Raw genomic sequence first — 24856 nt, 5'->3', positions numbered from 1 at the left:
CATGGCAAAGGGTAAATTCGAACGCACCAAGCCGCACGTGAACGTGGGCACCATTGGTCACGTTGACCACGGCAAGACGACGCTGACGGCGGCGCTGACGAAGGTGGGTGCCGAGCGCTTTGGCGGCGAGTTCAAGGCGTACGACGCGATTGACGCGGCGCCGGAAGAGAAGGCCCGCGGCATCACGATTTCGACGGCGCACGTGGAATACGAAAGCCCGACGCGTCACTACGCGCACGTGGACTGCCCGGGCCACGCGGACTACGTGAAGAACATGATTACCGGTGCGGCGCAGATGGACGGCGCGATTCTGGTGTGCTCGGCCGCTGACGGCCCGATGCCGCAGACGCGCGAGCACATCCTGCTGTCTCGCCAGGTGGGCGTGCCGTACATCGTGGTGTTCCTGAACAAGGCCGACATGGTGGACGACGCCGAACTGCTGGAGCTGGTGGAGATGGAAGTCCGCGAGCTGCTGACCAAGTACGAGTTCCCGGGCGACGACACCCCCATCATCCACGGTTCGGCGCGTCTGGCGCTGGAAGGCGACCAGTCGGAGATTGGCGTGCCGGCCATCCTGAAGCTGGTGGAGGCGCTGGACACGTTCATTCCGGAGCCGCAGCGTGACGTGGACAAGCCGTTCCTGATGCCGGTGGAAGACGTGTTCTCGATTTCGGGTCGTGGCACGGTGGTGACCGGTCGCATCGAGCGCGGCATCATCAAGGTGGGCGACGAAATCGAAATCGTCGGTATCCGTCCGACCCAGAAGACCACGGTCACGGGCGTGGAAATGTTCCGCAAGCTGCTGGACCAGGGCCAGGCGGGCGACAACGCGGGTCTGCTGCTGCGCGGCACCAAGCGTGACGACGTGGAGCGTGGGCAGGTGCTGGCCAAGCCGGGTTCCATCACCCCGCACACAGAGTTCGAGGCCGAGGTGTACGTGCTGTCGAAGGACGAGGGTGGCCGTCACACGCCGTTCTTCAAGGGTTACCGTCCGCAGTTCTATTTCCGTACCACGGACATCACCGGTGCGGTGACGCTGCCGGAAGGCACGGAGATGGTGATGCCGGGCGACAACATCAAGATGAACGTGCAGCTCATCAACCCGGTGGCGATGGACGAAGGCCTGCGTTTCGCGATTCGCGAAGGCGGCCGTACCGTCGGCGCCGGCGTCGTGGCCAAGATCATCAAGTAAGCTGCTGTTCCGGCGATTCACCATCGCCGGACTTCGCGAACGGCGGGCCGGAACCTCGGTCCGCCTTCGCCGTCTAAGGGAAACCTTAAGCAAATCGATACGCCAGTAGCTCAATTGGCAGAGCAGCGGTCTCCAAAACCGCAGGTTGGGGGTTCGAGTCCCTCCTGGCGTGCCATACCAGCGGAGTCTTCCGCAGGCCGGGCGCGTGACGGCCGGCATAGAGCTAAAAGAGCGACACTGACTTGAACAGCAAGGTCGAACAATCCAAGGGCGGCGCATCCGCCGGCGACATCGCCAAATACGTGCTGGCTGCTGCCCTGGTGGTCGCGGGCCTGGTGGCATGGTGGTGGTTCAACGGCCAATGGGCCACGCCGGTGCGTTCGCTGGCGGTCGCGGCCGGTCTGGTCCTGGGTTCGGTGGTGTTCCTGACCACCGGCAAGGGGCGCGATACCCGCGAGTTCCTGTCGGAGTCGCGTTTCGAATTGCGCAAGGTGGTCTGGCCGACCCGCCAGGAAGCGACCCGCATGACTTGGGTGGTGGTGATCGTGGTGATCATCCTGAGCCTGCTGCTGGCGGGTTTCGATTTCGCCATCAAGTGGGCGATCGAGTTGTTCCTGGACTACGGCCGCTGAGGAGAATGTCGCAGTGAAGCGTTGGTACGTGGTTCACGCCTATTCGGGCTTCGAGAAGTCGGTCGCGCAGGCATTGCGTGATCGCATCGTCCGCAATGACATGCAGGACAGGTTCGGCGATGTCCTGGTTCCGACCGAGGAAGTGGTCGAAATGCGCTCCGGCCAGAAGCGCCGTTCCGAGCGCAAGTTCTTCCCGGGTTATGTGCTGGTGCAGATCGAGACCCATGACGAAGCGGGCATCCCGCGCATGGACAACGAAAGCTGGCACCTGGTGAAGGAAACCAGCAAGGTGCTGGGCTTCATCGGCGGCACCGCCGATCGCCCGCTGCCGATCCGCGACGAAGAGGCCGCCGCCATCCTGGACCGTGTTCAGGAAGGTGTGGAAAAGCCGCGTCCGAAGGTGTTGTTCGAGCCGGGCGAAATGGTCCGGGTCACCGACGGCCCGTTCAACGACTTCAACGGCGTGGTCGAGGAAGTCAACTACGAAAAGAGCCGCCTGCGCGTGGCGGTACTGATCTTCGGCCGTTCCACCCCGGTGGAGCTGGAGTTCGGCCAGGTCGAGAAGGCCTGACCCCTTCGGGCCTGCCGCCGGCACGGCCAGAAAAACCCTGTTATACTGCGCGGCTCCCTGTCCAGAGCCGGGCAGGGCACCAGCCGCCGCAAGGCGGCTTCCGTGCGTCTACAACGCGAAGCCGGGACGCGTGATTTTCCCGGTCCGATGGGGAGCCTGACACCAGGCGCTAGCACCCGGAGAGAACTCAGATGGCTAAGAAAGTTGTTGGTTACATCAAGCTGCAGGTGAAGGCCGGCCAGGCCAACCCCTCGCCGCCGGTCGGCCCGGCCCTGGGCCAGCGCGGCCTGAACATCATGGAATTCTGCAAGGCGTTCAACGCCGCCACGCAGAAGCTGGAACCGGGTCTGCCGATTCCCGTGGTCATTACCGCCTATTCCGACCGCACGTTCACCTTCATCACCAAGACGCCGCCGGCGACCATCCTGCTGAAGAAGGCCGTGGGCATCCAGTCCGGCTCCAAGCGCCCGAACACCGAAAAGGTGGGCAAGGTGACCCGCAAGCAGCTGGAAGAGATCGCCAAGGCGAAGGAACCCGACCTGACCGCGGCCGATCTGGACGCAGCAGTTCGCACGATCGCGGGTTCGGCCCGCTCCATGGGCCTGACGGTGGAGGGTTAAGAAGATGGCACAGACCAAGCGACAGAAGGCCATCCTGGCCGCAGTAACCCCGGGCAAGACCTACGTCATCGACGAGGCGCTGAAGATCGTCAAGTCCGCCACCAAGGCCAAGTTCGTCGAGTCCGTCGACGTTGCCGTGCGCCTGGGCGTGGACGCCAAGAAGTCCGACCAGCAGGTCCGCGGTTCGACCGTGCTGCCGGCCGGTACCGGCAAGTCGGTGCGCGTGGCGGTGTTTGCCCCGGCCGGCGCCAAGGCCGATGAGGCCGCCGCCGCCGGCGCCGAAGCCGTCGGCATGGACGACCTGGCCGAGAAGATGCTGGCTGGCGACATCAACTACGACGTGGTCATCGCCACGCCGGACGCGATGCGCGTGGTCGGCAAGCTGGGCACCGTGCTCGGTCCGCGTGGCCTGATGCCGAACCCGAAGGTCGGCACCGTGTCGCCGAATCCGGCCGAGGCGGTGAAGAACGCCAAGTCGGGTCAGGTGCGCTACCGCACCGACAAGGCCGGCATCATCCACTGCACCATCGGCAAGGCCAGCTTCGACGACGAAGCGCTGAAGAACAATCTGCAGGCCCTGCTGGCCGATCTGGTGAAGGCCAAGCCGGCCACCGCCAAGGGTCAGTACCTGCAGAAGATCTCGGTCAGCTCGACCATGGGGCCCGGCGTCACCGTCGACCAGTCGTCGCTCAACCTGAAGTAATGAACCGGTCCGCGCGCCAAGCGCGCGGCCTTGCCGGTTCATCATCCCTGCGAAGGTAGGGATCCATCGGGATCTTGAAGATCCCCGGATCCAGATCTCCACAAGGAAAAGCAACAAGGCAGCACCCGCGAGGGTGTTGCCGAACATTTGAGGGCAATCGCGAAGGAACCCGTTCCCGCGCGATAGCCGTCAAAGACCGCAGGCGTGATCAGCGCGCATCGACGACGGGCACGGAAGCTCGTGTTGGCAGGGAATCGCCGTCGATGCAAGCGAGGTCACTTAATCCGGACCCGCAAGGGAACGCGCCTGCGCAGATGGTGCCGCCTTCTGGAAATTTCCTGGTACAGATTCATGCCAGTCAGAAAGGCCACCACCGGGGTTCGCGCCCCCGGCGTCCAGGAAGGATGCCGTCCAGGACCGCAAGCGGCAGGAGTCGCGAGCGGAATCAACAAGTGAGGAGTGTATGGCTCTCAATCTGTCCCAGAAGCAAGAAGTAGTCGCCGAACTGGCAGACGTCGCCGCCAAGGCGCACTCCCTGGTCGCCGCCGAATACGCAGGCATCACGGTCACCCAGATGACCGCGATGCGCAAGAAGGCGCGTGAGACCGGCGTGTTCCTGAAAGTTGTCAAGAACACCCTGGCTTCCCGTGCCGTCGAAGGTACCGAATACGAGTGCGTCAAGGACAAGCTCGTCGGTCCGCTGCTGTATGCGTTTTCGACGGAAGAACCCGGCGCTGCCGGGCGTCTGATCAAGGAATTCGCCAAGGGCAACGACAAGCTGCAGGCCAAGGTGGTCGCGTTGGGTGGTCAGCTGTATCCGGCCAGCCACGTCGAGGTTCTGGCTTCGCTGCCGACCCGCGATCAGGCCCTGGCCATGCTGGCCCGCGTCCTGGCCGAACCGGCCTCGATGTTCGCCCGTGCCGTCAAGGCCGTGGGCGACAAGCAGGGGGGCGGCGAAGCCGTCGCCGAAGCTGCGGCCGAAGCCTGAGTTCGACGTCTCAACGGTTCACTGAACCCTTTCCCAAGATAAATTTCCAAAGGTAAACACAATGTCCCTTTCCAACGAGCAGATCGTCGACGCCATTGCCGGCAAGACCCTGATGGAAGTGATGGAGCTGGTCAAGGCCATCGAAGAGAAGTTCGGCGTCTCCGCCGCCGCCCCGGTCGTCGCCGCTGCCGGTCCGGCCGCCGCTGCCGCCCCGGTCGAAGAGCAGACCGAGTTCACCGTCACCCTGAAGTCCGCCGGCGAAAAGAAGGTCGAAGTCATCAAGGCCGTCCGCGCCATCACCGGCCTGGGCCTGAAGGAAGCCAAGGACCTCGCCGAGGCCGGTGGCGTCCTGAAGGAAGCCGCTTCGAAGGAAGACGCCGAGAAGATGAAGAAGGATCTCGAGGCCGTCGGCGCCACCGTCGAAGTGAAGTAAGCAACATCCGTCGCCACGCAACATCGGCGGCAAACCGAGGCCGGGGGCGAAAGCCCCTGGCCTTCGGTCGTTTCAACGGGAATAGGGAATAGGGAATAGGGAATCGCCAGAGAGCGGCGCCGGAAGGTCGCTTTTCTGACGATTCTCCATCCCCTATTCCCGATTCCCGCCCAAAAGCGAGTTTGTAGTTGGAAGCAGCAGCAGAAGGCGTGCTGGTGCCGGCAATACCAGCGGCTTCCAACTGAAAATTCTCCCGTTCGAAAGAATGTTCCCCCGGGGTCGCGGACGCGCGGCCCCCGATGCCAAAGGCACTCCCATGACGACATACTCGTTCACCGAGAAGAAGCGCATCCGCAAGGACTTCGGCAAACAGCGTTCGATCCTCGAAGTCCCCTTCCTGCTTGCCATCCAGGTCGACTCCTACCGCGAATTCCTGCAGGAATTCACCGAGCCGTCCAAGCGCGAGGACCGCGGCCTGCACGCCGCCCTCAAGTCGGTGTTCCCGATTTCCAGCTACAGCGGCAACGCCGCGCTGGAATACGTTGGCTACAAGCTTGGCGAACCCGTGTTCGACGAGCGCGAGTGCCGCAACCGTGGCCTGAGCTACGGCGCCCCGCTGCGCGTCACCGTCCGCCTGGTCATCTATGACCGCGAATCGTCGACCAAGGCGATCAAGTACGTGAAGGAGCAGGAGGTCTATCTGGGCGAAATCCCGCTGATGACCGAGAACGGCACCTTCATCGTCAACGGCACCGAGCGCGTCATCGTCTCCCAGCTGCACCGTTCGCCGGGCGTGTTCTTCGATCACGATCGCGGCAAGACCCACAGCTCGGGCAAGCTGTTGTACAGCGCCCGCATCATTCCTTACCGCGGCTCCTGGCTGGACTTCGAGTTCGACCCGAAGGACGCGCTCTTCACCCGTATCGATCGTCGCCGCAAGCTGCCGGTGACCATCCTGCTGCGCGCGCTGGGCTACTCCAACGAGGAGATGCTCAACGAGTTCTTCGACATCAACACCTTCCACATCCTGCCCGAAGGCGTGCAGCTGGAACTGGTGTCCGAGCGCCTGCGCGGTGAAACCCTCAACTTCGATCTGGCCGATGGCGACAAGGTCATCGTCGAAGCCGGCAAGCGCATCACCGCGCGCCACGTGAAGCAGCTGGAGCAGTCCGGCATCTCCGCGCTGGCGGTGCCCGACGAGTACCTGGTCGGCCGCATCCTGTCGCACGACGTGATCGACGGCAACACCGGCGAACTGCTGGCCAACGCCAACGACGAAATCACCGAAGAGCAGCTGGTCAAGTTCCGCAAGGCCGGCGTCGACGCGGTCGGCACCCTGTGGGTGAACGATCTGGACCGTGGTCCGTACCTGTCCAACACCCTGCGCATCGATCCGAGCCGCACCCAGCTGGAAGCGCTGGTCGAGATCTACCGCATGATGCGTCCGGGCGAGCCGCCGACCAAGGATGCCGCGCAGAACCTGTTCCACAACCTGTTCTTCACCTTCGAGCGCTACGACCTGTCCAATGTCGGCCGCATGAAGTTCAACCGCCGCGTGGGCCGCAAGGAAGTCACCGGCGAAGCCGTGCTGTATGACAAGAAGTACTTCGGTTCGCGTACCGATGAAGAGGCCAAGCGCCTGGTCGCCGAACTGGGCGAGACCTCGGACATCCTGGATGTCATCAAGGTCCTGACCGAGATCCGCAACGGCCGCGGTACCGTCGACGACATCGATCACCTGGGCAACCGTCGCGTGCGTTCGGTCGGCGAGATGGCCGAGAACGTGTTCCGCGTGGGCCTGGTCCGCGTCGAGCGCGCGGTCAAGGAGCGCCTGTCGATGGCCGAGTCCGAAGGCCTGACCCCGCAGGAGCTGATCAATGCCAAGCCGGTGGCCGCCGCGATCAAGGAGTTCTTCGGCTCCTCGCAGCTGTCCCAGTTCATGGATCAGAACAACCCGCTGTCGGAAGTCACCCACAAGCGCCGCGTCTCGGCGCTGGGTCCGGGTGGCCTGACCCGCGAGCGCGCCGGCTTCGAAGTGCGCGACGTGCATCCGACCCATTACGGCCGCGTCTGCACCATCGAGACGCCGGAAGGCCCGAACATCGGCCTGATCAACTCGCTGGCCGTGTACGCCCGCACCAACAACTACGGCTTCCTGGAAACCCCGTACCGCAAGGTCGTGGACGGCACCATCACCGACGAGATCGAATACCTGTCGGCGATCGAGGAGAACGAGTACGTCATCGCCCAGGCCAATGCGCTGCATGACCCCAAGGGCCACCTGACCGAACAGTTCGTGCCGTGCCGCTACCAGGGCGAATCGCTGCTGAAGCCGCCGAGCGAAGTGGACTACATGGACGTCTCGCCGATGCAGACCGTGTCGGTCGCGGCGGCGCTGGTGCCGTTCCTGGAGCACGATGACGCCAACCGTGCGCTGATGGGCGCCAACATGCAGCGCCAGGCCGTGCCGACGCTGCGCGCGCAGAAGCCGCTGGTGGGTACGGGCATCGAACGTGCCGTGGCGCGTGACTCGGGCGTGACCGTGAACGCGCGTCGCGGTGGCGTGGTCGAGCAGATCGACGCCGCCCGCATCGTGGTCAAGGTCAACGAGAGCGAGATCTCCGGCGAGCACGATGCCGGCGTCGACATCTACACGCTGATCAAGTACACCCGCTCCAACCAGAACACCTGCATCAACCAGCGTCCGCTGGTGAACGTGGGCGACACGGTGGCGCGCGGCGACGTGCTGGCCGACGGTCCCTCGACCGACATCGGCGAGCTGGCCCTGGGCCAGAACATGCTGATCGCGTTCATGCCGTGGAACGGCTACAACTTCGAAGACTCCATCCTGCTCTCCGAGCGCGTGGTGGAAGAGGATCGCTACACCACGATCCACATCGAAGAGCTGACCTGCGTCGCGCGTGACACCAAGCTGGGTCCGGAGGAAATCTCCGCCGACATCCCGAACGTTTCCGAGCAGGCGCTGAACCGCCTGGACGAGAGCGGCGTGGTGTACATCGGCGCCGAAGTGCGCGCCGGCGACATCATGGTCGGCAAGGTCACGCCGAAGGGCGAGAGCCAGCTGACTCCGGAAGAGAAGCTGCTGCGCGCCATCTTCGGCGAGAAGGCCTCCGACGTTAAGGACAGCTCGCTGCGCGTGCCGCCGGGCATGGACGGCACCGTCATCGACGTGCAGGTCTTCACCCGCGACGGCATCGAGAAGGACAAGCGTGCGCGCCAGATCGAGGAAAACGAGATCAAGCGCGTCAAGAAGGACTTCGACGATCAGTTCCGCATCCTGGAAAGTGCCATCTACGCCCGCTTGCGCTCGCAGCTGGTCGGCAAGGTCGCCAACGGTGGTCCGGGCCTGAAGAAGGGCGACACCATCAATGATGCCTACCTGGATGGCCTGAAGAAGGCCGACTGGTTCGCCATCCGCATGAAGGACGACGACGCCTCCGACGCCATCGAACGCGCCCAGAAGCAGATCCAGGTGCACGAGAAGGAGTTCGAGCGCCGCTTCGCCGACAAGCGCGGCAAGATCACCGCCGGCGACGATCTCGCCCCGGGCGTGCTGAAGATGGTCAAGGTCTACCTAGCCGTGAAGCGCCGCATCCAGCCGGGTGACAAGATGGCCGGCCGCCACGGCAACAAGGGCGTGGTGTCCACCATCGTGCCGGTCGAGGACATGCCGTACATGGCCACCGGCGAGACCGTGGACATCGTGCTGAATCCGCTGGGCGTGCCGTCGCGTATGAACATCGGCCAGGTGCTGGAAGTCCACCTGGGCTGGGCCGCCAAGGGACTGGGTCGGAAGATCCAGGCCATGCTGGAAGCCCAGGCCAAGGTCGCGGATCTGCGCAAGTTCCTGGACCAGATCTACAACCACGAGAAGAAGCTGGGCGAGGACCGCGTGGACCTGTCGCAGTTCAGCGACGAGGAACTGATCAACCTGGCCCGCAACCTGACCGACGGCGTGCCGATGGCGACGCCGGTGTTCGACGGTGCGGCGGAAGCGGAAATCAAGCACATGCTGGAGCTGGCTGATCTGCCGATCAGCGGCCAGACCCAGCTGTATGACGGCCGCACCGGCGAGGCGTTCGATCGCCACACCACGGTCGGCTACATGCACATGCTGAAGCTGAACCACCTGGTGGACGACAAGATGCACGCTCGCTCGACCGGTCCGTACTCGCTGGTCACCCAGCAGCCGCTGGGCGGCAAGGCGCAGTTCGGCGGCCAGCGTTTCGGCGAAATGGAAGTCTGGGCGCTGGAAGCCTACGGCGCGGCGCACACCCTGCAGGAAATGCTGACGGTCAAGTCGGATGACGTGCAGGGCCGCAACCAGATGTACAAGAACATTGTCGACGGCGAACACGAGATGGTCGCGGGCATGCCGGAATCCTTCAACGTGCTGGTGAAGGAAATCCGCTCCCTGGCCATCAACATGGAACTGGAAGACAACTGAGGTTCGGGATAGGTGATGCGGGATTCGGGACCGGCAAGCGATTGCCTCCCGAATCTCCCGGATCCCCGCTCTGACGAATCCCCAATCTCGAATTCCGAATCCCGGAGAAAACCATGAAAGATTTGCTCAACCTCTTCAACCAGCAGCGCCAGACGCTGGATTTCGACGCGATCAAGATCGCGCTGGCTTCGCCGGACCTGATCCGTTCCTGGTCCTACGGTGAAGTGAAGAAGCCGGAAACGATCAATTACCGTACCTTCAAGCCGGAGCGCGACGGCCTGTTCTGCGCCGCCATCTTCGGCCCGATCAAGGACTACGAGTGCCTGTGCGGCAAGTACAAGCGCATGAAGCACCGCGGCGTGGTCTGCGAGAAGTGCGGTACCGAAGTCACCCTGGCCAAGGTGCGCCGCGAGCGCATGGGCCACATCGACCTGGCCTCGCCGGTCGCACACATCTGGTTCCTCAAGTCGCTGCCCTCGCGCATCGGCCTGATGCTGGACATGACCCTGCGCGACATCGAACGCGTGCTGTACTTCGAAGCCTACGTGGTCACCGAACCCGGCCTGACAACCCTGGAGCGCCGCCAGCTGCTCACCGAAGAGCAGTACATGCAGGCGCGCCAGGAGCACGGCGACGACTTCGACGCAGCCATGGGCGCCGAGGCCGTCTATGACCTGCTGCGCACCATCGACCTGCAGGCCGAGATGGTCAACCTGCGCGAGGAAATCGCCAGCACCAACTCCGAGACCAAGCTCAAGCGCCTGACCAAGCGCATCAAGCTGATCGAGGCGTTCCTGGAGTCGGGCAACCGTCCGGAATGGATGGTCATGACCGTGCTGCCGGTGCTGCCGCCGGATCTGCGTCCGCTGGTGCCGCTGGACGGCGGCCGCTTCGCGACCTCCGATCTGAACGATCTGTACCGCCGCGTCATCAACCGCAACAACCGCCTGCGCCGCCTGCTGGAGCTGAACGCTCCGGACATCATCGTGCGCAACGAAAAGCGCATGCTGCAGGAATCGGTCGACGCGCTGATGGACAACGGCCGCCGCGGCCGCGCCATCACCGGCACCAACAAGCGCCCGCTCAAGTCGCTGGCCGACATGATCAAGGGCAAGCAGGGCCGCTTCCGCCAGAACCTGCTCGGCAAGCGCGTCGACTATTCCGGCCGTTCGGTCATCGTGGTCGGCCCGTACCTCAAGCTGCACCAGTGCGGCCTGCCGAAGAAGATGGCGCTGGAACTGTTCAAGCCGTTCGTGTTCGCCAAGCTGCAGCGCCGTGGCCTGGCCACCACCATCAAGGCCGCCAAGAAGCTGGTCGAGCGCGAAGAAGCCGAAGTCTGGGACATCCTGGAAGAGGTCATCCGCGAACACCCGGTGCTGCTGAACCGTGCGCCGACCCTGCACCGCCTGGGCATCCAGGCGTTCGAGCCGGTGCTGATCGAAGGCAAGGCGATCCAGCTGCATCCGCTGGTCTGCACCGCGTTCAACGCCGACTTCGACGGTGACCAGATGGCCGTGCACGTCCCGCTGTCGCTGGAAGCGCAGCTGGAAGCCCGCGCGCTGATGATGTCGACCAACAACATCCTCTCGCCCGCCAACGGCGAGCCGATCATCGTGCCGTCGCAGGACGTCGTGCTCGGCCTGTACTACATGACCCGCGCCCTGGAGAACAAGAAGGGCGAGGGCATGGCGTTCGCCAACATCTCCGAGGTCAAGCGCGCCTACGACAACCGCGTGGTCGAGCTGCATGCCAAGGTCAAGGTCCGCATCACCGAGGTGGTGACCGACGAGGACGGCAGCAAGCAGCGCAAGTCGTCGATCGTGGACACCACGATCGGCCGCGCGCTGCTGGCCGACATCCTGCCGGAAGGCCTGCCGTTCGCGCTGGCCAACACCGAGTTGAACAAGAAGGCCATCAGCCGCCTGATCAACTCCAGCTACCGCATGCTGGGCCTGAAGGACACGGTCGTGTTCGCCGACAAGCTGATGTACACCGGTTTCGCCTACGCGACCCGCGCCGGCGTCTCCATCGGCATCGACGACATGCTGATCCCGGCCGAGAAGAAGGGCATCCTGGGCGAAGCCGAGCAGGAAGTGCTGGAAATCCAGGAGCAGTACCAGTCGGGCCTGGTCACCGCGGGCGAGCGCTACAACAAGGTGGTCGACATCTGGTCGCGCACCAACGAGCGCATCGCCAAGGCGATGATGGACACCATCGGTACCGACAAGGTGCAGAACGCCAAGGGCGAGACCATCAACGAGAAGTCGATGAACTCGCTGTACATCATGGCCGACTCCGGCGCGCGTGGTAGCCAGGCGCAGATCCGCCAGCTGGCCGGCATGCGTGGCCTGATGGCGCGTCCGGACGGCTCGATCATCGAGACGCCCATCAAGGCGAACTTCCGCGAAGGCCTGAACGTGCAGGAGTACTTCAACTCCACCCACGGCGCCCGCAAGGGTCTGGCCGATACCGCGCTGAAGACGGCGAACTCGGGTTACCTGACCCGCCGTCTGGTCGACGTGGCGCAGGACGTGGTGATCACCGAAGTGGACTGCGGCACCAGCGAAGGCCTGACCATGACGCCGATCGTGGAAGGCGGCGACGTGGTCGAGCCGCTGCGCGATCGCGTGCTGGGTCGCGTCGTGGCCGAGGACGTGTTCCTGCCGGGCAACGACGAGGATCCGATCGTCACCCGCAACACCCTGCTGGACGAAGCCTGGGTGCAGAAGCTGGAAGACGCCAGCGTGCAATCCATCAAGGTGCGTTCGACCATCACCTGCGAATCGCAGTTCGGCGTGTGCGCGCACTGCTACGGACGTGACCTGGCCCGCGGCCACATCGTCAACATCGGCGAAGCGGTCGGCGTCATCGCCGCCCAGTCGATCGGCGAGCCCGGCACCCAGCTGACCATGCGTACGTTCCACATCGGTGGTGCGGCCTCGCGTGCGGCGGCGGTGGACAACATCACGGTCAAGACGACCGGCTCGATCAAGTTCAACAACCTGAAGTACGTCGAGCACGCCAACGGCAGCCTGGTCGCGGTGTCGCGTTCCGGCGAACTGTCGGTGCTGGACGGTCATGGCCGCGAGCGCGAGCGTTACAAGCTGCCCTACGGCGCCACCATCAACGTCAAGGATGCCGACCAGATCACCGCCGGCCAGGCCGTGGCGAACTGGGATCCGCACAACCACCCGATCGTCTCGGAAGTCGCCGGTTTCGTGCGCTTCGTGGACTTCGTCGACGGCGTCACCGTCATCGAGAAGACCGACGAACTGACCGGCCTGGCTTCGCGCGAGATCACCGATCCGAAGCGTCGCGGTTCCCAGGGCAAGGACCTGCGCCCGATCGTCCGCATCGTGGACAAGGACGGCAAGGATCTGAACATCCCGGGTACCGATCTGCCGGCGCAGTACCTGCTGCCGCCGCGCTCGATCGTCAACCTGCAGGATGGCGCCCCGGTGGGCGTGGGCGACGTGGTCGCCAAGATCCCGCAGGAAGCCTCGAAGACCCGCGACATCACCGGTGGTCTGCCGCGCGTGGCCGACCTGTTCGAAGCGCGCAAGCCGAAGGATCCCGCGATCCTGGCCGAGCGCTCGGGCGTGGTCAGCTTCGGCAAGGACACCAAGGGCAAGCAGCGCCTGATCATCAAGGACACCGATGGATCGGAGCACGAGGAGCTGATTCCGAAGTTCCGCCAGATCATCGTGTTCGAAGGCGAGCACGTGACCAAGGGCGAAACCGTCGTGGACGGCGAGCCGAGTCCGCAGGACATCCTGCGCCTGCTGGGCGTGGAACCGCTGGCGGCCTATTTGGTCAAGGAAATCCAGGACGTGTACCGACTGCAGGGCGTGAAGATCAACGACAAGCACATCGAGGTGATCACCCGCCAGATGCTGCGCAAGGTCGAGATCACCGACACCGGCAACAGCAAGTTCCTGTCCGGCGAGCAGGTCGAGAAGCAGCGCCTGATCGAGGAGAACGTCAAGCTGGCCGCCCGCAACGAGCTGCCGGCAAAGTACGACCCGGTCCTGCTGGGCATCACCAAGGCCTCGCTGGCGACCGAGTCGTTCATCTCGGCGGCCTCGTTCCAGGAGACCACCCGCGTGCTGACCGAGGCGGCCGTCCGCGGCACCCGAGACAGCCTGCGCGGCCTGAAGGAAAACGTGATCGTCGGCCGTCTGATCCCGGCCGGTACCGGTCTGGCTTACCACAACCAGCGTCGCCGCAACGCCTCCGGCCTGACCGAGGCGGAAGTGAACGCGCTGGCGGGCAGTCCGGCCGCCGAAGTCTCCACCCCGGCCGCCTCGGCCGAGGAAGCCGGCGAGGAGTCCAGCGCCAGCTAAAAACGGCAAGATGGCGGCCTTCGGGCCGCCCCAGACCACGAAATGAGGGGCAGGGAGCCCCTCGTTTTCGGCCCAGGAAGGGCGGGATCGCAAACCTGTAGAGGCCCCTGGCATACACCGCATTGACGGTGTCGCCGGGTGCCAGCTATACTTTTCCGTCTCGGTGGGCCGGTTCGCGGCCTGCCGTCGTTTTCACGCAACAAGGCTCCGGCCTTCACCCAAAGAATCCAAACATGGCAACCATCAACCAGCTGGTCCGCAAGCCGCGGCAGGCAACCACTTACAAGAGCGCCTCGCCGGCGCTGGACAAGTGCCCGCAGCGTCGCGGCGTGTGCACGCGCGTCTACACCACCACCCCGAAGAAGCCGAACTCGGCGCTTCGCAAGGTGGCCAAGGTGCGCCTGACCAACCAGGAAGAAGTCATCAGCTACATCGGTGGCGAAGGTCACAACCTGCAGGAGCACTCCGTCGTGCTTGTGCGTGGCGGTCGTGTGAAGGACCTGCCGGGCGTGCGTTACCACACCGTCCGCGGTTCGCTCGACGCCTCCGGCGTCGCCAAGCGTCGCCAGGGCCGTTCCAAGTACGGCGCCAAGCGCCCGAAGGCTTAAGGTTAAGGAAGAAGAATTATGTCGCGTAAAGGCTCAGCTCCCCAGCGTGAAGTCCTGCCGGATCCCAAGCATGGCAGCCAGACGATCGCCCGCTTCATCAACATGGTCATGCTCAGCGGCAAGAAGTCCGTCGCCGAGAAGATCGTCTATGGCGCCATGGACGTCATCGGCGAAAAGAACCCGAATGCCCTGGAACTCGTCGAGAAGGCGCTGGACAACGTGTCCCCGACCGTCGAGGTGAAGTCCCGCCGCGTCGGCGGTGCCACTTATCAGGTGCCGGTCGAAGTGCGTTCCAGCCGCCGCCTGGCGCTGGCGATGCGCTGGCTGATCGAATCCGCCCGCAAGCGTGGCGAGAACTCGATGCCGCGCAAGCTGGCCGCCGAGCTGCTGGACGCCTCGGAAAACCGTGGTGGCGCCATCAAGAAGCGCGAAGAAACCCACCGCATGGCGGAAGCGAACAAGGCGTTCGCCCACTACCGCTGGTAACAAGCCGGGCCCCCTTGCAACCGGGGGCCATCGGCACCATCTAGGTGCCCCAAGCGGCCTGTCCGCAGAATACCGAAGGCCGCCGCAAGGCGGCATTCGGCCATATAGAAGATCGCCCTCCACGGAGGACCGGATTCCCGTCGGTTCTCCCATCAGAAAAGAGAGACTGTCGTGGCTCGCACCACTCCCATCGAGCGTTACCGCAACTTCGGCATCATGGCGCACATCGACGCCGGCAAGACCACCACGTCCGAGCGCATCCTGTTCTACACCGGCAAGAGCCACAAGATCGGTGAAGTGCACGAAGGCGCCGCCACGATGGACTGGATGGAGCAGGAGCAGGAACGCGGCATCACCATCACCTCCGCCGCCACCACGGCGTTCTGGAAGGGCATGGATGGTTCGTTGCAGGAACACCGCTTCAACATCATCGACACCCCCGGGCACGTCGACTTCACCATCGAAGTCGAGCGTTCGCTGCGCGTGCTCGACGGCGCGGTGTTCGTGCTGTGCTCGGTCGGTGGCGTGCAGCCGCAGTCCGAGACCGTGTGGCGCCAGGCCAACAAGTACGCCGTGCCGCGCATGGCGTTCGTCAACAAGATGGACCGCACCGGTGCCAACTTCGACAAGGTCGTGGGCCAGCTGAAGTCGCGCCTGGGCGCCTACGCCGTGCCGATGCAGGTGCCGATCGGTGCCGAAGACGGTTTCGAGGGCGTGGTCGACCTGCTCAAGATGAAGGCCATCCACTGGGATGTCGCTTCGCAGGGCACCAAGTTCGAGTACCGCGACATCCCGGCCGAGCTGCAGGAAAAGGCCGAGGCGGCGCGTGCGTTCATGATCGAAGCCGCGGCTGAAGCCTCGGAAGCGCTGATGGACAAGTACCTCAACGACGGTGAGCTGTCCGAGGCCGACATCATCGCAGGTCTGCGCGAGCGCACCCTGAAGGTGGAAATCGTGCCGGTGTTCTGCGGCTCGGCGTTCAAGAACAAGGGCGTGCAGGCGATGCTGGACGGCGTGGTCAACCTGCTGCCGTCGCCGGCGGATCGTCCGCCGGTGCAGGGCATCGACGAGAACGAGAAGGAAGACAGCCGCAAGGCGTCCGACACCGAGCCGTTCTCGGCGCTGGCGTTCAAGATCATGACCGACCCGTTCGTCGGTTCGCTGACCTTCTTCCGCGTCTACTCGGGCGTGCTGAATTCGGGTGACCAGGTGTACAACCCGGTCAAGTCGAAGAAGGAGCGCGTGGGCCGCATCCTGCAGATGCACTCCAACCAGCGCGACGAGATCAAGGAAGTGCGCGCGGGCGACATCGCCGCGGCGGTGGGCCTGAAGGACGTCACCACCGGCGATACCCTGTGCGCGCAGGATCACATCATCACCCTGGAGCGCATGGTGTTCCCGGAGCCGGTCATCTCGATGGCCGTCGAACCGAAGACCAAGTCGGATCAGGAAAAGATGGGTATCGCCCTGGGCCGTCTGGCGCAGGAAGATCCTTCGTTCCGCGTGCGTACCGACGAAGAATCCGGCCAGACCATCATTTCCGGCATGGGCGAGCTGCACCTGGACATCATCGTCGACCGCATGAAGCGCGAGTTCAACGTTGAAGCCAACGTCGGCAAGCCGCAGGTGGCCTACCGCGAAACCATCCGCAAGAAGGTCAAGCAGGAAGGCAAGTTCGTGCGCCAGTCGGGCGGTCGCGGCCAGTACGGCCACATCGTCATCGAGATGGAGCCGCAGGAACGCGGCATCGGCTTCTCCTACGAGAGCGCGATCGTCGGCGGCGTGGTGCCCAAGGAATACGTGACCGCCGCCGGCAAGGGCATCGAGGAAGCGATGAAGAACGGAGTGCTCGCCGGCTTCCCGGTGGTCGACGTCAAGATCGTCGCGGTCGATGGTTCGTTCCACGACGTTGACTCCAACGAAATGGCGTTCAAGGTCGCCGGCTCGATGGCGTTCAAGGAAGCCTTCAGCAAGGCCAGCCCGGTCCTGCTCGAGCCGATGATGAAGGTCGAAATCGTCACTCCGGAGGAATACCTGGGTGACGTGATGGGCGACGTGAGCCGTCGTCGCGGCATCCTGCAGGGTCAGGACGACAGTCCGTCCGGCAAGGTGATCAACGCGATGGTGCCGCTGGGCGAAATGTTCGGCTACGCCACCACGCTGCGCTCGATGTCGCAAGGTCGCGCCACCTTCACGATGGAGTTCGACCATTACGCCGAAGCGCCGGCCAACATCGCCGACGCGGTCGTCAAGAAGAACTGAGGCTAGGCATAGGAACCGGGGCGCGCTGGCGCGTCCCGGCTTCCATCCCAATCCCCAATCACGAATCAATTAAAGGTAGAAGAACATGGCAAAGGGTAAATTCGAACGCACCAAGCCGCACGTGAACGTGGGCACCATTGGTCACGTTGACCACGGCAAGACGACGCTGACGGCGGCGCTGACGAAGGTGGGTGCCGAGCGCTTTGGCGGCGAGTTCAAGGCGTACGACGCGATTGACGCGGCGCCGGAAGAGAAGGCCCGCGGCATCACGATTTCGACGGCGCACGTGGAATACGAAAGCCCGACGCGTCACTACGCGCACGTGGACTGCCCGGGCCACGCGGACTACGTGAAGAACATGATTACCGGTGCGGCGCAGATGGACGGCGCGATTCTGGTGTGCTCGGCCGCTGACGGCCCGATGCCGCAGACGCGCGAGCACATCCTGCTGTCTCGCCAGGTGGGCGTGCCGTACATCGTGGTGTTCCTGAACAAGGCCGACATGGTGGACGACGCCGAACTGCTGGAGCTGGTGGAGATGGAAGTCCGCGAGCTGCTGACCAAGTACGAGTTCCCGGGCGACGACACCCCCATCATCCACGGTTCGGCGCGTCTGGCGCTGGAAGGCGACCAGTCGGAGATTGGCGTGCCGGCCATCCTGAAGCTGGTGGAGGCGCTGGACACGTTCATTCCGGAGCCGCAGCGTGACGTGGACAAGCCGTTCCTGATGCCGGTGGAAGACGTGTTCTCGATTTCGGGTCGTGGCACGGTGGTGACCGGTCGCATCGAGCGCGGCATCATCAAGGTGGGCGACGAAATCGAAATCGTCGGTATCCGTCCGACCCAGAAGACCACGGTCACGGGCGTGGAAATGTTCCGCAAGCTGCTGGACCAGGGCCAGGCGGGCGACAACGCGGGTCTGCTGCTGCGCGGCACCAAGCGTGACGACGTGGAGCGTGGGCAGGTGCTGGCCAAGCCGGGTTCCATCACCCCGCACACAGAGTTCGAGGCCGAGGTGTACGTGCTGTCGAAGGACGAGGGTGGCCGTCACACGCCGTTCTTCAAGGGTTACCGTCCGCAGTTCTATTTCCGTACCACGGACATCACCGGTGCGGTGACGCTGCCGGAAGGCACGGAGATGGTGATGCCGGGCGACAACATCAAGATGAACGTGCAGCTCATCAACCCGGTGGCGATGGACGAAGGCCTGCGTTTCGCGATTCGCGAAGGCGGCCGTACCGTCGGCGCCGGCGTCGTGGCCAAGATCATCAAGTAATGAGCTGAACGGGGCGGGCTCGATGAGCCCGCCCCGTTTTGTCGGTTCGTTGCGCCAGCGAAAGCCGGGGGCCATTGAACCGACAATGTCGGGAATACAGGGGAGGGGGCGGAAGTATTGACCCCGGCCTCATCCCGGCGGTGAAAATTCGCCGGATTTGCTGCAAACCAGCAAAAAGACCGTTATAATGCGCGTCCCCCGGACGGCACTGCCATCCCGGGTTCTCGCAATATCCACGCCGCTTCCCCCTGGGAGGAAAGCCGGCGCTACCGCGAAAAGAAGCACAGGGAGTGCTTCGTGTTCGCCAGACAAGGAGAGTCGCATGCCTGCCCGCCCGGTTTCAGGGGCGGACGCCCCGCTATTGACGGGGCCAGTCATGCGTTCTATACTTTTCTGTCTGGGCAGGCCGGTTTACCGGCCTGCCCAGTTTTTCAGGATGAAACCCCAGGCCGCTCAGGCTCGTCGATACCGCGCTTTCCCGGCGGTTGAGGCAAGGGGCTGAACGTCTGGACCCTACCGGGGCAAGGCATCCCAGAAGCCGCGCCCGTCGCTCTTTAACGAAGGAAATTCCGTCATGGCGGACCAAAAGATCCGAATCCGGCTCAAGGCGTACGATCATCGCTTGATCGACCGCTCGGCCAGCGAGATCGTTGAGACGGCCAAGCGGACCGGCGCGCAAGTGCGCGGCCCGATCCCGCTGCCGACCAAGATCGAACGCTACACCGTCCTGGTATCCCCGCACGTCGACAAGGACGCCCGCGACCAGTACGAGACCCGCACGCACAAGCGCGTGCTCGACATCGTCGACCCCAACGACAAGACCGTGGACGCGCTGATGAAGCTCGAACTCGCGGCTGGCGTCGACGTTCAGATCAAGCTGACCTGAGGCCAACGACCATGACCGCGAAGAAGTATTCGTTGGGAATCGTCGGCCGCAAGGCTGGCATGACCCGCGTGTTCACCGAAGATGGCAAGTCCATTCCGGTGACGCTGATTGAAGCCACCCCGAATCGCATCACCCAGATCAAGACCCAGGAAACCGACGGCTACAGCGCCGTGCAGGTGGCCGTGGGCACCCGCCGTGCCTCGCTGGTGACCAAGCCGGTCGCTGGTCACCTGGCCAAGGCCAAGGTCGAAGCCGGCCGTGGCCTGTGGGAACTGCGTGTCGAAGCCGACAAGCTGGGCGACTTCGCCGTCGGCGGCGAAATCAAGGCCGACATTTTCGAAGTGGGCCAGAAGGTCGATGTCCAGGGCGTGACCAAGGGCAAGGGCTTCCAGGGCACCATCAAGCGTTGGAACTTCACCATGGGCGACGCTACCCACGGTAACTCGCTGTCGCATCGCGCGCCGGGTTCGCTGGGTCAGCGCCAGACCCCGGGTCGTGTGTTCCCGGGCAAGAAGATGTCCGGCCACATGGGTGCCGTGACGCAGAGCACGCAGAACCTGGAAGTGGTTCGCGTGGATGCCGAGCGCGGCCTGATTGCCATTCGCGGTGCCGTGCCGGGTGCTGCCGGCGGTGACGTGATCGTGCGTCCGGCGAGCAAGGGTTGAGGAGAACGACAATGGAACTAGCCATTACAGGTAGCGCCAACAAGCTGTCGGTTTCCGACGCCGTGTTCGGTCGTGAATTCAGCGAAGACCTGGTCCACCAGGTGGTCGTTGCCTATCGCAATGCCGGTCGTGCCGGTACCAAGGCGCAGAAGACCCGCGCCGAAGTCAACGGCACCACCAAGAAGTCGAAGAAGCAGAAGGGCGGCGGTGCCCGTCACGGTGCCCTGACCGCGCCGATCTTCGTCGGCGGCGGCGTGACCTTCGCGGCGAAGCCCCGCAGCTTCGACCAGAAGGTCAACCGCAAGATGTACCGCGCGGCCATCTGCGCGATCCTGTCGGAGTTGAACCGCCAGAACCGCCTGAAGGTGGTCGACGCGTTCGACATCGACGCCACCAAGACCAAGACGCTGATCGAAAAGCTGAAGGGTCTGGAAGTCGGTCAGCGCCCGCTGATCGTCACCGAAGAAGCTTCCGAGCATCTGTACCTGTCCGCCCGCAACCTGCCGTATGTGGAAGTGCGTGACGTGCAGGGTCTGGATCCGGTTGCCCTGGTGGGCGCCGACAGCGTTGTCGTCACCGCCGATGCCATCAAGAAGATCGAGGAGTGGCTGGCATGAGCAACGAGAAAATCTTCAGCGTGCTGCGTGCTCCGCGTGTCTCCGAGAAGACTGCGCGCCTGCAGGAAGTTTCCAATCAATACGTCTTTGAAGTTTCGAATGACGCCACCAAGGCCGATGTGAAGGCTGCCGTGGAAAAGTTGTTCGACGTCAAGGTCGAGGCGGTCAATGTGGTCAACGTGAAGGGCAAGAACAAGTCCTTCCGTTTCCGCAACGGCCGTCGCGGCGACTGGCGAAAGGCGTACGTGCGTCTGGCCGAGGGCCAGGCTATCGACGTAACGGCCAAGGCCTGAGGTAGACCCACATGCCATTGATGAAATTTAAGCCAACCTCTGCCGGCCGCCGTTCCGCGGTCCGCGTGGTGACGCCGGACCTGCACAAGGGTGCTCCGCACGCCGCGCTGCTGGAAAAGCAGAGCAAGACCGGTGGCCGCAACCACCACGGTCGCATCACCACCCGTCATATCGGTGGTGGTCACAAGCAGCACTACCGCATCATCGACTTCAAGCGCGACAAGGAAGGCATCCCGGCGCGCGTTGAGCGGATCGAATACGATCCGAACCGCACCGCGCACATCGCGCTGCTGTGCTATGTCGACGGCGAGCGCCGCTACATCATCGCCCCGAAGGGCCTGAAGGCCGGTGACCAGGTCATCGCCGGCAGCGACGCGCCGATCAAGGTCGGCAACACGCTGCCGCTGCGCAACATCCCGGTCGGCACCACCGTGCACGGCATCGAACTGAAGCCGGGCAAGGGCGCCCAGATCGCCCGCGCCGCTGGCGCCGCCGTGCAGTTGGTCGCCCGCGAGCAGGGCTTCGCCACGCTGCGTCTCCGCTCCGGCGAAATGCGCAAGGTGCAGGTCGAATGCCGTGCCACCGTCGGTGAAGTCGGCAATGACGAGCACAGCCTGGAAAAGCTGGGCAAGGCCGGTGCCAAGCGCTGGCGCGGCATCAAGCCGACTGTCCGCGGTGCGGCCATGAACCCGGTTGACCACCCGCACGGTGGTGGTGAGGCCAAGGCCGGCCAGGGCAACCCGCACCCGGTCACCCCGTGGGGCGTGCCGACCAAGGGTTACAAGACGCGCAAGAACAAGCGCACTCAGCAATTCATCGTCCGCGATCGTAGGGGCTAATCGACCATGGCACGTTCACTCAAGAAGGGCCCGTTCGTCGATCACCACCTCGTCAAGAAGGTGGAGGCCGCCGGCGGCAGCAAGAAGCCGATCAAGACCTGGTCGCGCCGCTCGATGATCCTGCCGGAAATGGTGGGCTTCACGATCGCAATCCACAACGGCAAGAATCACGTTCCGGTGCTCGTCAACGAGAACATGGTCGGCCACAAGCTCGGCGAATTTGCCGTCACCCGTACCTTCAAGGGCCACGGTGGCGACAAGAAAGCCGGCGGTAAGAAGTAAGGAGAGATGACCATGGAAGCGAAAGCCATCCTGCGCACCGCGCGCATCTCCCCCCAGAAGGCCCGCCTGGTCGCTGACCAGGTGCGTGGACTGTCGGCCGAACGCGCCGTCAACCTGCTGAAGTTCTCGGACAAGAAGGCCGCCCACCTGATCAAGAAAGTGGTCGAGTCGGCGATTGCCAATGCCGAGAACAACCAGGGCGCCGACGTCGACGAACTGAAGGTCAAGACCATCATGGTTGACGAAGGTCCGGTGCTGAAGCGTTTCATGGCCCGCGCCAAGGGCCGTGGTACCCGCATTCTGAAGCGCACCAGCCACATCACCGTGGTCGTGGGCGAGGGCAAATAAGTATGGGTCACAAAGTTCATCCGACCGGAATCCGCCTGGGCATCGCCAAGGACTGGAATTCCAAGTGGTTCGCCAACAAGCGCGACTACGCCGACTACCTGGCCGCCGACCTCAAGGTGCGCGAAATGCTGCGCAAGAAGCTGGCGCAGGCGGGTATCTCCAAGATCCTGATCGAGCGTCCGGCCAAGACCGCCCGCGTGACCATCCACACCGCCCGCCCGGGCGTGGTGATCGGCAAGCGCGGTGAGGACATCGAGAAGCTGCGCAAGGAAGTCAGTGATCTGATGGGCGTCCCGGCGCACATCAACGTCACCGAAGTCCGCAAGCCGGAACTGGACGCGCAACTGGTGGCCGAGTCGATCGCCCAGCAGCTGGAGCGCCGCATCATGTTCCGCCGCGCCATGAAGCGCGCGGTCGGCAACGCGATGCGCCTGGGCGCCCTGGGCATCAAGGTCAACGTCGCTGGCCGCTTGAACGGCGCCGAAATCGCCCGTTCGGAGTGGTACCGCGAAGGCCGCGTGCCGCTGCACACCCTGCGCGCGGACATCGACTACGGCTTCGCTGAAGCCAAGACCACCTACGGCATCATCGGCATCAAGGTGTGGGTCTACAAGGGCGAAATCTTCGATTTCAGCCAGGTGGGCCAGGAGAAGCAGGACGACACGCCGCGCACCGAACGCAACGAGCGCAGCGACCGTCCGCGTGGACCGCGCCGTGATCGCGAGGCGAGGGAATAATCATGTTGCAACCCAAGCGAACCAAATACCGCAAGATGCACAAGGGCCGTAACGAAGGCCTGAGTTGGAACGGTAACCTCGTCAGCTTTGGCGAGTACGGCCTGAAGGCCACGGCGCACGGCCAGCTGACCGCGCGCCAGATCGAGGCCGCCCGCCGTTCCATCAGCCGTTACGTCAAGCGTGGCGGCAAGATGTGGATCCGCGTGTTCCCCGATAAGCCGATCACCAAGAAGCCGATCGAAGTCCGAATGGGCTCCGGCAAGGGCAACGTGGAGTACTGGGTCGCCCAGATCCAGCCCGGCCGCATGATCTATGAAATCGAAGGCGTCAGCGAGGATATCGCGCGCGAGGCGTTCCGCCTGGCCGCGGCCAAGCTGTCCGTCACCACCCAATTCGTGACCCGGACGGTGCGCTAATGGAACTCAAGCAACTCCGCGAGAAGTCGGCTGACGAACTGAAGGCCCACCTGACCGACCTGCGCAAGGAGCAGTTCTCCCTGCGCATGCAGAAGGTCACTGGCCAGCTGCCGAAGACCCATGAAACCCGCCGGGTACGCCGCGAGATTGCTCGTGTCAAGACCCTGCTTGGCGGCAAGAAGTAAGGAGCGCCCGAGATGAGCGATAACAAAGACAAAGCGCAACGCACCATCGAAGGCCGCGTCGTCAGCAACAAGATGGACAAGACCGTCACCGTGCTGGTGGAGCGTCAGGTCAAGCATGCCCTGTACGGCAAGTACATTCGTCGTTCCACCAAGCTGCACGCGCATGACGCGGACAACAGCTGCAAGGAAGGCGACGTGGTGCGCGTGACCGAAATCGCCCCGATGTCCAAGACCAAGAACTGGCGCGTGGTGGAAATCGTCACCCGCGCGGCTGAATAAGAGGAGATCTGAATCATGATCCAGATGCAGAGCTACCTTGACGCGGCCGACAACTCCGGCGCCAAGGAACTGATGTGCATCAAGGTGCTGGGCGGCTCCAAGCGCCGTTACGCCGGCATCGGCGACATCATCAAGGTGACCGTCAAGGACGCCATCCCGCGTGGCAAGGTGAAGAAGGGCGAAGTCTACGATGCCGTGGTCGTGCGTACCCGCAAGGGCGTCCGTCGCCCCGACGGTTCGCTGATCCGCTTCGATGGCAACGCCGCCGTGCTGCTCAACAACAAGCAGGAGCCGATCGGCACCCGCATCTTCGGGCCAGTTACCCGCGAGCTGCGTTCCGAGAAGTTCATGAAGATCGTTTCGCTCGCGCCTGAAGTGCTCTGAGCGGAGGACATAGAAATGGCAAACCGTATCAAGAAGGGCGACCAGGTGGTCGTCACCGCCGGCAAGGACAAGGGCAAGAAGGGCGACGTGGTGCGCGTGGACGGTGACCGTGTGGTCGTCTCCAACGTGAATGTCGTCAAGCGCCACACCAAGCCGAATCCGCAGGCGGGCATCGCCGGCGGCGTGGTCGAGCGTGAATCCTCGATCCACATTTCGAACGTTGCTCTGTTCAACCCGGCTACCGGCAAGGGCGAGCGTATCGGTTTCAAGGTCCTGGAGGATGGACGCAAACTGCGTGTGTTCCGCTCCAGTGGTGAGGCGCTCGACGCCTGAGGAATGAGGT

At 63.8% G+C, this 24856-nt stretch carries 26 protein-coding genes and 1 tRNA gene; all 27 read left to right on the top strand.

Features of this window, described 5'->3' with window-relative positions:
- Position 1 precedes the first annotated feature (1 nt).
- The 27 genes from tuf (AC3DEZ_RS18820) to rplX all read left to right on the top strand — a co-directional run bounded on the left by tuf (AC3DEZ_RS18820) (position 2) and on the right by rplX (position 24846).
- Positions 2 to 1192, top strand: coding sequence for an elongation factor Tu (gene tuf / locus AC3DEZ_RS18820; protein ID WP_447103104.1), 1191 nt, complete (start codon positions 2 to 4; stop codon positions 1190 to 1192).
- Between the two features lie 99 nt (positions 1193 to 1291).
- Positions 1292 to 1367: transfer RNA gene (locus tag AC3DEZ_RS18815), tRNA-Trp, on the top strand.
- 67 nt (positions 1368 to 1434) lie between these two features.
- Entirely contained in the window at positions 1435 to 1824 is a 390-nt protein-coding gene (gene secE / locus AC3DEZ_RS18810; protein ID WP_447103113.1) for a preprotein translocase subunit SecE, read from the top strand.
- Positions 1825 to 1837: 13 nt separating this feature from the next.
- Positions 1838 to 2395: a transcription termination/antitermination protein NusG gene (gene nusG, locus AC3DEZ_RS18805; protein ID WP_447103112.1), complete on the top strand. Its 558-nt coding sequence runs from the start codon at positions 1838 to 1840 to the stop codon at positions 2393 to 2395.
- Positions 2396 to 2586: 191 nt separating this feature from the next.
- Positions 2587 to 3015: a 50S ribosomal protein L11 gene (gene rplK, locus AC3DEZ_RS18800; RefSeq protein WP_141455871.1), complete on the top strand. Its 429-nt coding sequence runs from the start codon at positions 2587 to 2589 to the stop codon at positions 3013 to 3015.
- A gap of 4 nt (positions 3016 to 3019) precedes the next feature.
- Positions 3020 to 3718 carry a 50S ribosomal protein L1 gene (gene rplA, locus AC3DEZ_RS18795; protein ID WP_447103111.1) on the top strand — a complete coding sequence of 233 codons (699 nt, stop codon included), beginning with the start codon at positions 3020 to 3022 and terminating at the stop codon, positions 3716 to 3718.
- 463 nt (positions 3719 to 4181) lie between these two features.
- Positions 4182 to 4706, top strand: a complete 525-nt coding sequence (gene rplJ, locus AC3DEZ_RS18790; RefSeq protein ID WP_141455873.1) for a 50S ribosomal protein L10 — start codon at positions 4182 to 4184, stop codon at positions 4704 to 4706.
- Between the two features lie 61 nt (positions 4707 to 4767).
- Positions 4768 to 5139 (top strand): 50S ribosomal protein L7/L12, encoded by a 372-nt coding sequence (rplL, locus tag AC3DEZ_RS18785; RefSeq protein ID WP_447103109.1) that lies wholly within the window; start codon positions 4768 to 4770, stop codon positions 5137 to 5139.
- A 316-nt stretch (positions 5140 to 5455) separates the two neighbouring features.
- Entirely contained in the window at positions 5456 to 9607 is a 4152-nt protein-coding gene (rpoB, locus tag AC3DEZ_RS18780) for a DNA-directed RNA polymerase subunit beta (protein WP_488389570.1), read from the top strand.
- 113 nt (positions 9608 to 9720) lie between these two features.
- Entirely contained in the window at positions 9721 to 13950 is a 4230-nt protein-coding gene (rpoC, locus tag AC3DEZ_RS18775) for a DNA-directed RNA polymerase subunit beta' (RefSeq protein ID WP_488389569.1), read from the top strand.
- Between the two features lie 233 nt (positions 13951 to 14183).
- Complete coding sequence (gene rpsL / locus AC3DEZ_RS18770) at positions 14184 to 14558, top strand: 30S ribosomal protein S12 (protein ID WP_141455877.1); 375 nt, start codon at positions 14184 to 14186, stop codon at positions 14556 to 14558.
- Between the two features lie 18 nt (positions 14559 to 14576).
- On the top strand, positions 14577 to 15044 hold the full coding sequence (rpsG, locus tag AC3DEZ_RS18765) for a 30S ribosomal protein S7 (protein ID WP_447103106.1): 468 nt from the start codon (positions 14577 to 14579) through the stop codon (positions 15042 to 15044).
- A gap of 171 nt (positions 15045 to 15215) precedes the next feature.
- On the top strand, positions 15216 to 17306 hold the full coding sequence (gene fusA / locus AC3DEZ_RS18760; RefSeq protein ID WP_447103105.1) for an elongation factor G: 2091 nt from the start codon (positions 15216 to 15218) through the stop codon (positions 17304 to 17306).
- An 85-nt stretch (positions 17307 to 17391) separates the two neighbouring features.
- On the top strand, positions 17392 to 18582 hold the full coding sequence (gene tuf, locus AC3DEZ_RS18755; protein WP_447103104.1) for an elongation factor Tu: 1191 nt from the start codon (positions 17392 to 17394) through the stop codon (positions 18580 to 18582).
- 574 nt (positions 18583 to 19156) lie between these two features.
- Complete coding sequence (rpsJ, locus tag AC3DEZ_RS18750; protein ID WP_022968186.1) at positions 19157 to 19468, top strand: 30S ribosomal protein S10; 312 nt, start codon at positions 19157 to 19159, stop codon at positions 19466 to 19468.
- Positions 19469 to 19479: 11 nt separating this feature from the next.
- Positions 19480 to 20133 (top strand): 50S ribosomal protein L3, encoded by a 654-nt coding sequence (gene rplC, locus AC3DEZ_RS18745; RefSeq protein ID WP_447103103.1) that lies wholly within the window; start codon positions 19480 to 19482, stop codon positions 20131 to 20133.
- 11 nt (positions 20134 to 20144) lie between these two features.
- Positions 20145 to 20750, top strand: a complete 606-nt coding sequence (rplD, locus tag AC3DEZ_RS18740; RefSeq protein WP_447103102.1) for a 50S ribosomal protein L4 — start codon at positions 20145 to 20147, stop codon at positions 20748 to 20750.
- Positions 20747 to 21043, top strand: coding sequence for a 50S ribosomal protein L23 (gene rplW, locus AC3DEZ_RS18735; protein WP_141455882.1), 297 nt, complete (start codon positions 20747 to 20749; stop codon positions 21041 to 21043). The genes rplD and rplW overlap by 4 nt, the downstream gene beginning before the upstream one ends.
- An 11-nt stretch (positions 21044 to 21054) precedes the next feature.
- The gene (gene rplB, locus AC3DEZ_RS18730; protein ID WP_295376329.1) at positions 21055 to 21882 is read left to right on the top strand and encodes a 50S ribosomal protein L2; all 828 of its coding nucleotides are present in this window, start codon (positions 21055 to 21057) and stop codon (positions 21880 to 21882) included.
- A gap of 6 nt (positions 21883 to 21888) precedes the next feature.
- Positions 21889 to 22164 (top strand): 30S ribosomal protein S19, encoded by a 276-nt coding sequence (gene rpsS, locus AC3DEZ_RS18725; protein WP_055941277.1) that lies wholly within the window; start codon positions 21889 to 21891, stop codon positions 22162 to 22164.
- A 12-nt stretch (positions 22165 to 22176) separates the two neighbouring features.
- On the top strand, positions 22177 to 22512 hold the full coding sequence (rplV, locus tag AC3DEZ_RS18720; RefSeq protein ID WP_079724420.1) for a 50S ribosomal protein L22: 336 nt from the start codon (positions 22177 to 22179) through the stop codon (positions 22510 to 22512).
- A 2-nt stretch (positions 22513 to 22514) separates the two neighbouring features.
- Positions 22515 to 23249, top strand: coding sequence for a 30S ribosomal protein S3 (rpsC, locus tag AC3DEZ_RS18715; RefSeq protein WP_488389568.1), 735 nt, complete (start codon positions 22515 to 22517; stop codon positions 23247 to 23249).
- Between the two features lie 2 nt (positions 23250 to 23251).
- Positions 23252 to 23665 (top strand): 50S ribosomal protein L16, encoded by a 414-nt coding sequence (rplP, locus tag AC3DEZ_RS18710; RefSeq protein WP_295376321.1) that lies wholly within the window; start codon positions 23252 to 23254, stop codon positions 23663 to 23665.
- A complete protein-coding gene (gene rpmC, locus AC3DEZ_RS18705; protein ID WP_141455886.1) occupies positions 23665 to 23850 on the top strand; it encodes a 50S ribosomal protein L29 in 186 nt (61 codons plus the stop codon). The genes rplP and rpmC overlap by 1 nt, the downstream gene beginning before the upstream one ends.
- Positions 23851 to 23862: 12 nt before the next feature.
- Positions 23863 to 24129, top strand: a complete 267-nt coding sequence (rpsQ, locus tag AC3DEZ_RS18700; RefSeq protein WP_141455887.1) for a 30S ribosomal protein S17 — start codon at positions 23863 to 23865, stop codon at positions 24127 to 24129.
- 15 nt (positions 24130 to 24144) lie between these two features.
- A complete protein-coding gene (gene rplN / locus AC3DEZ_RS18695) occupies positions 24145 to 24513 on the top strand; it encodes a 50S ribosomal protein L14 (RefSeq protein ID WP_013535986.1) in 369 nt (122 codons plus the stop codon).
- Positions 24514 to 24528: 15 nt separating this feature from the next.
- Positions 24529 to 24846: a 50S ribosomal protein L24 gene (rplX, locus tag AC3DEZ_RS18690; RefSeq protein ID WP_447103100.1), complete on the top strand. Its 318-nt coding sequence runs from the start codon at positions 24529 to 24531 to the stop codon at positions 24844 to 24846.
- Positions 24847 to 24856 lie beyond the last annotated feature (10 nt).

Source organism: Pseudoxanthomonas sp. 134C1, assembly GCF_057773065.1.
The sequence above is the reverse complement of the archived record's forward strand: the minus strand, read 5'-3'. Positions and strand labels throughout refer to the sequence as shown.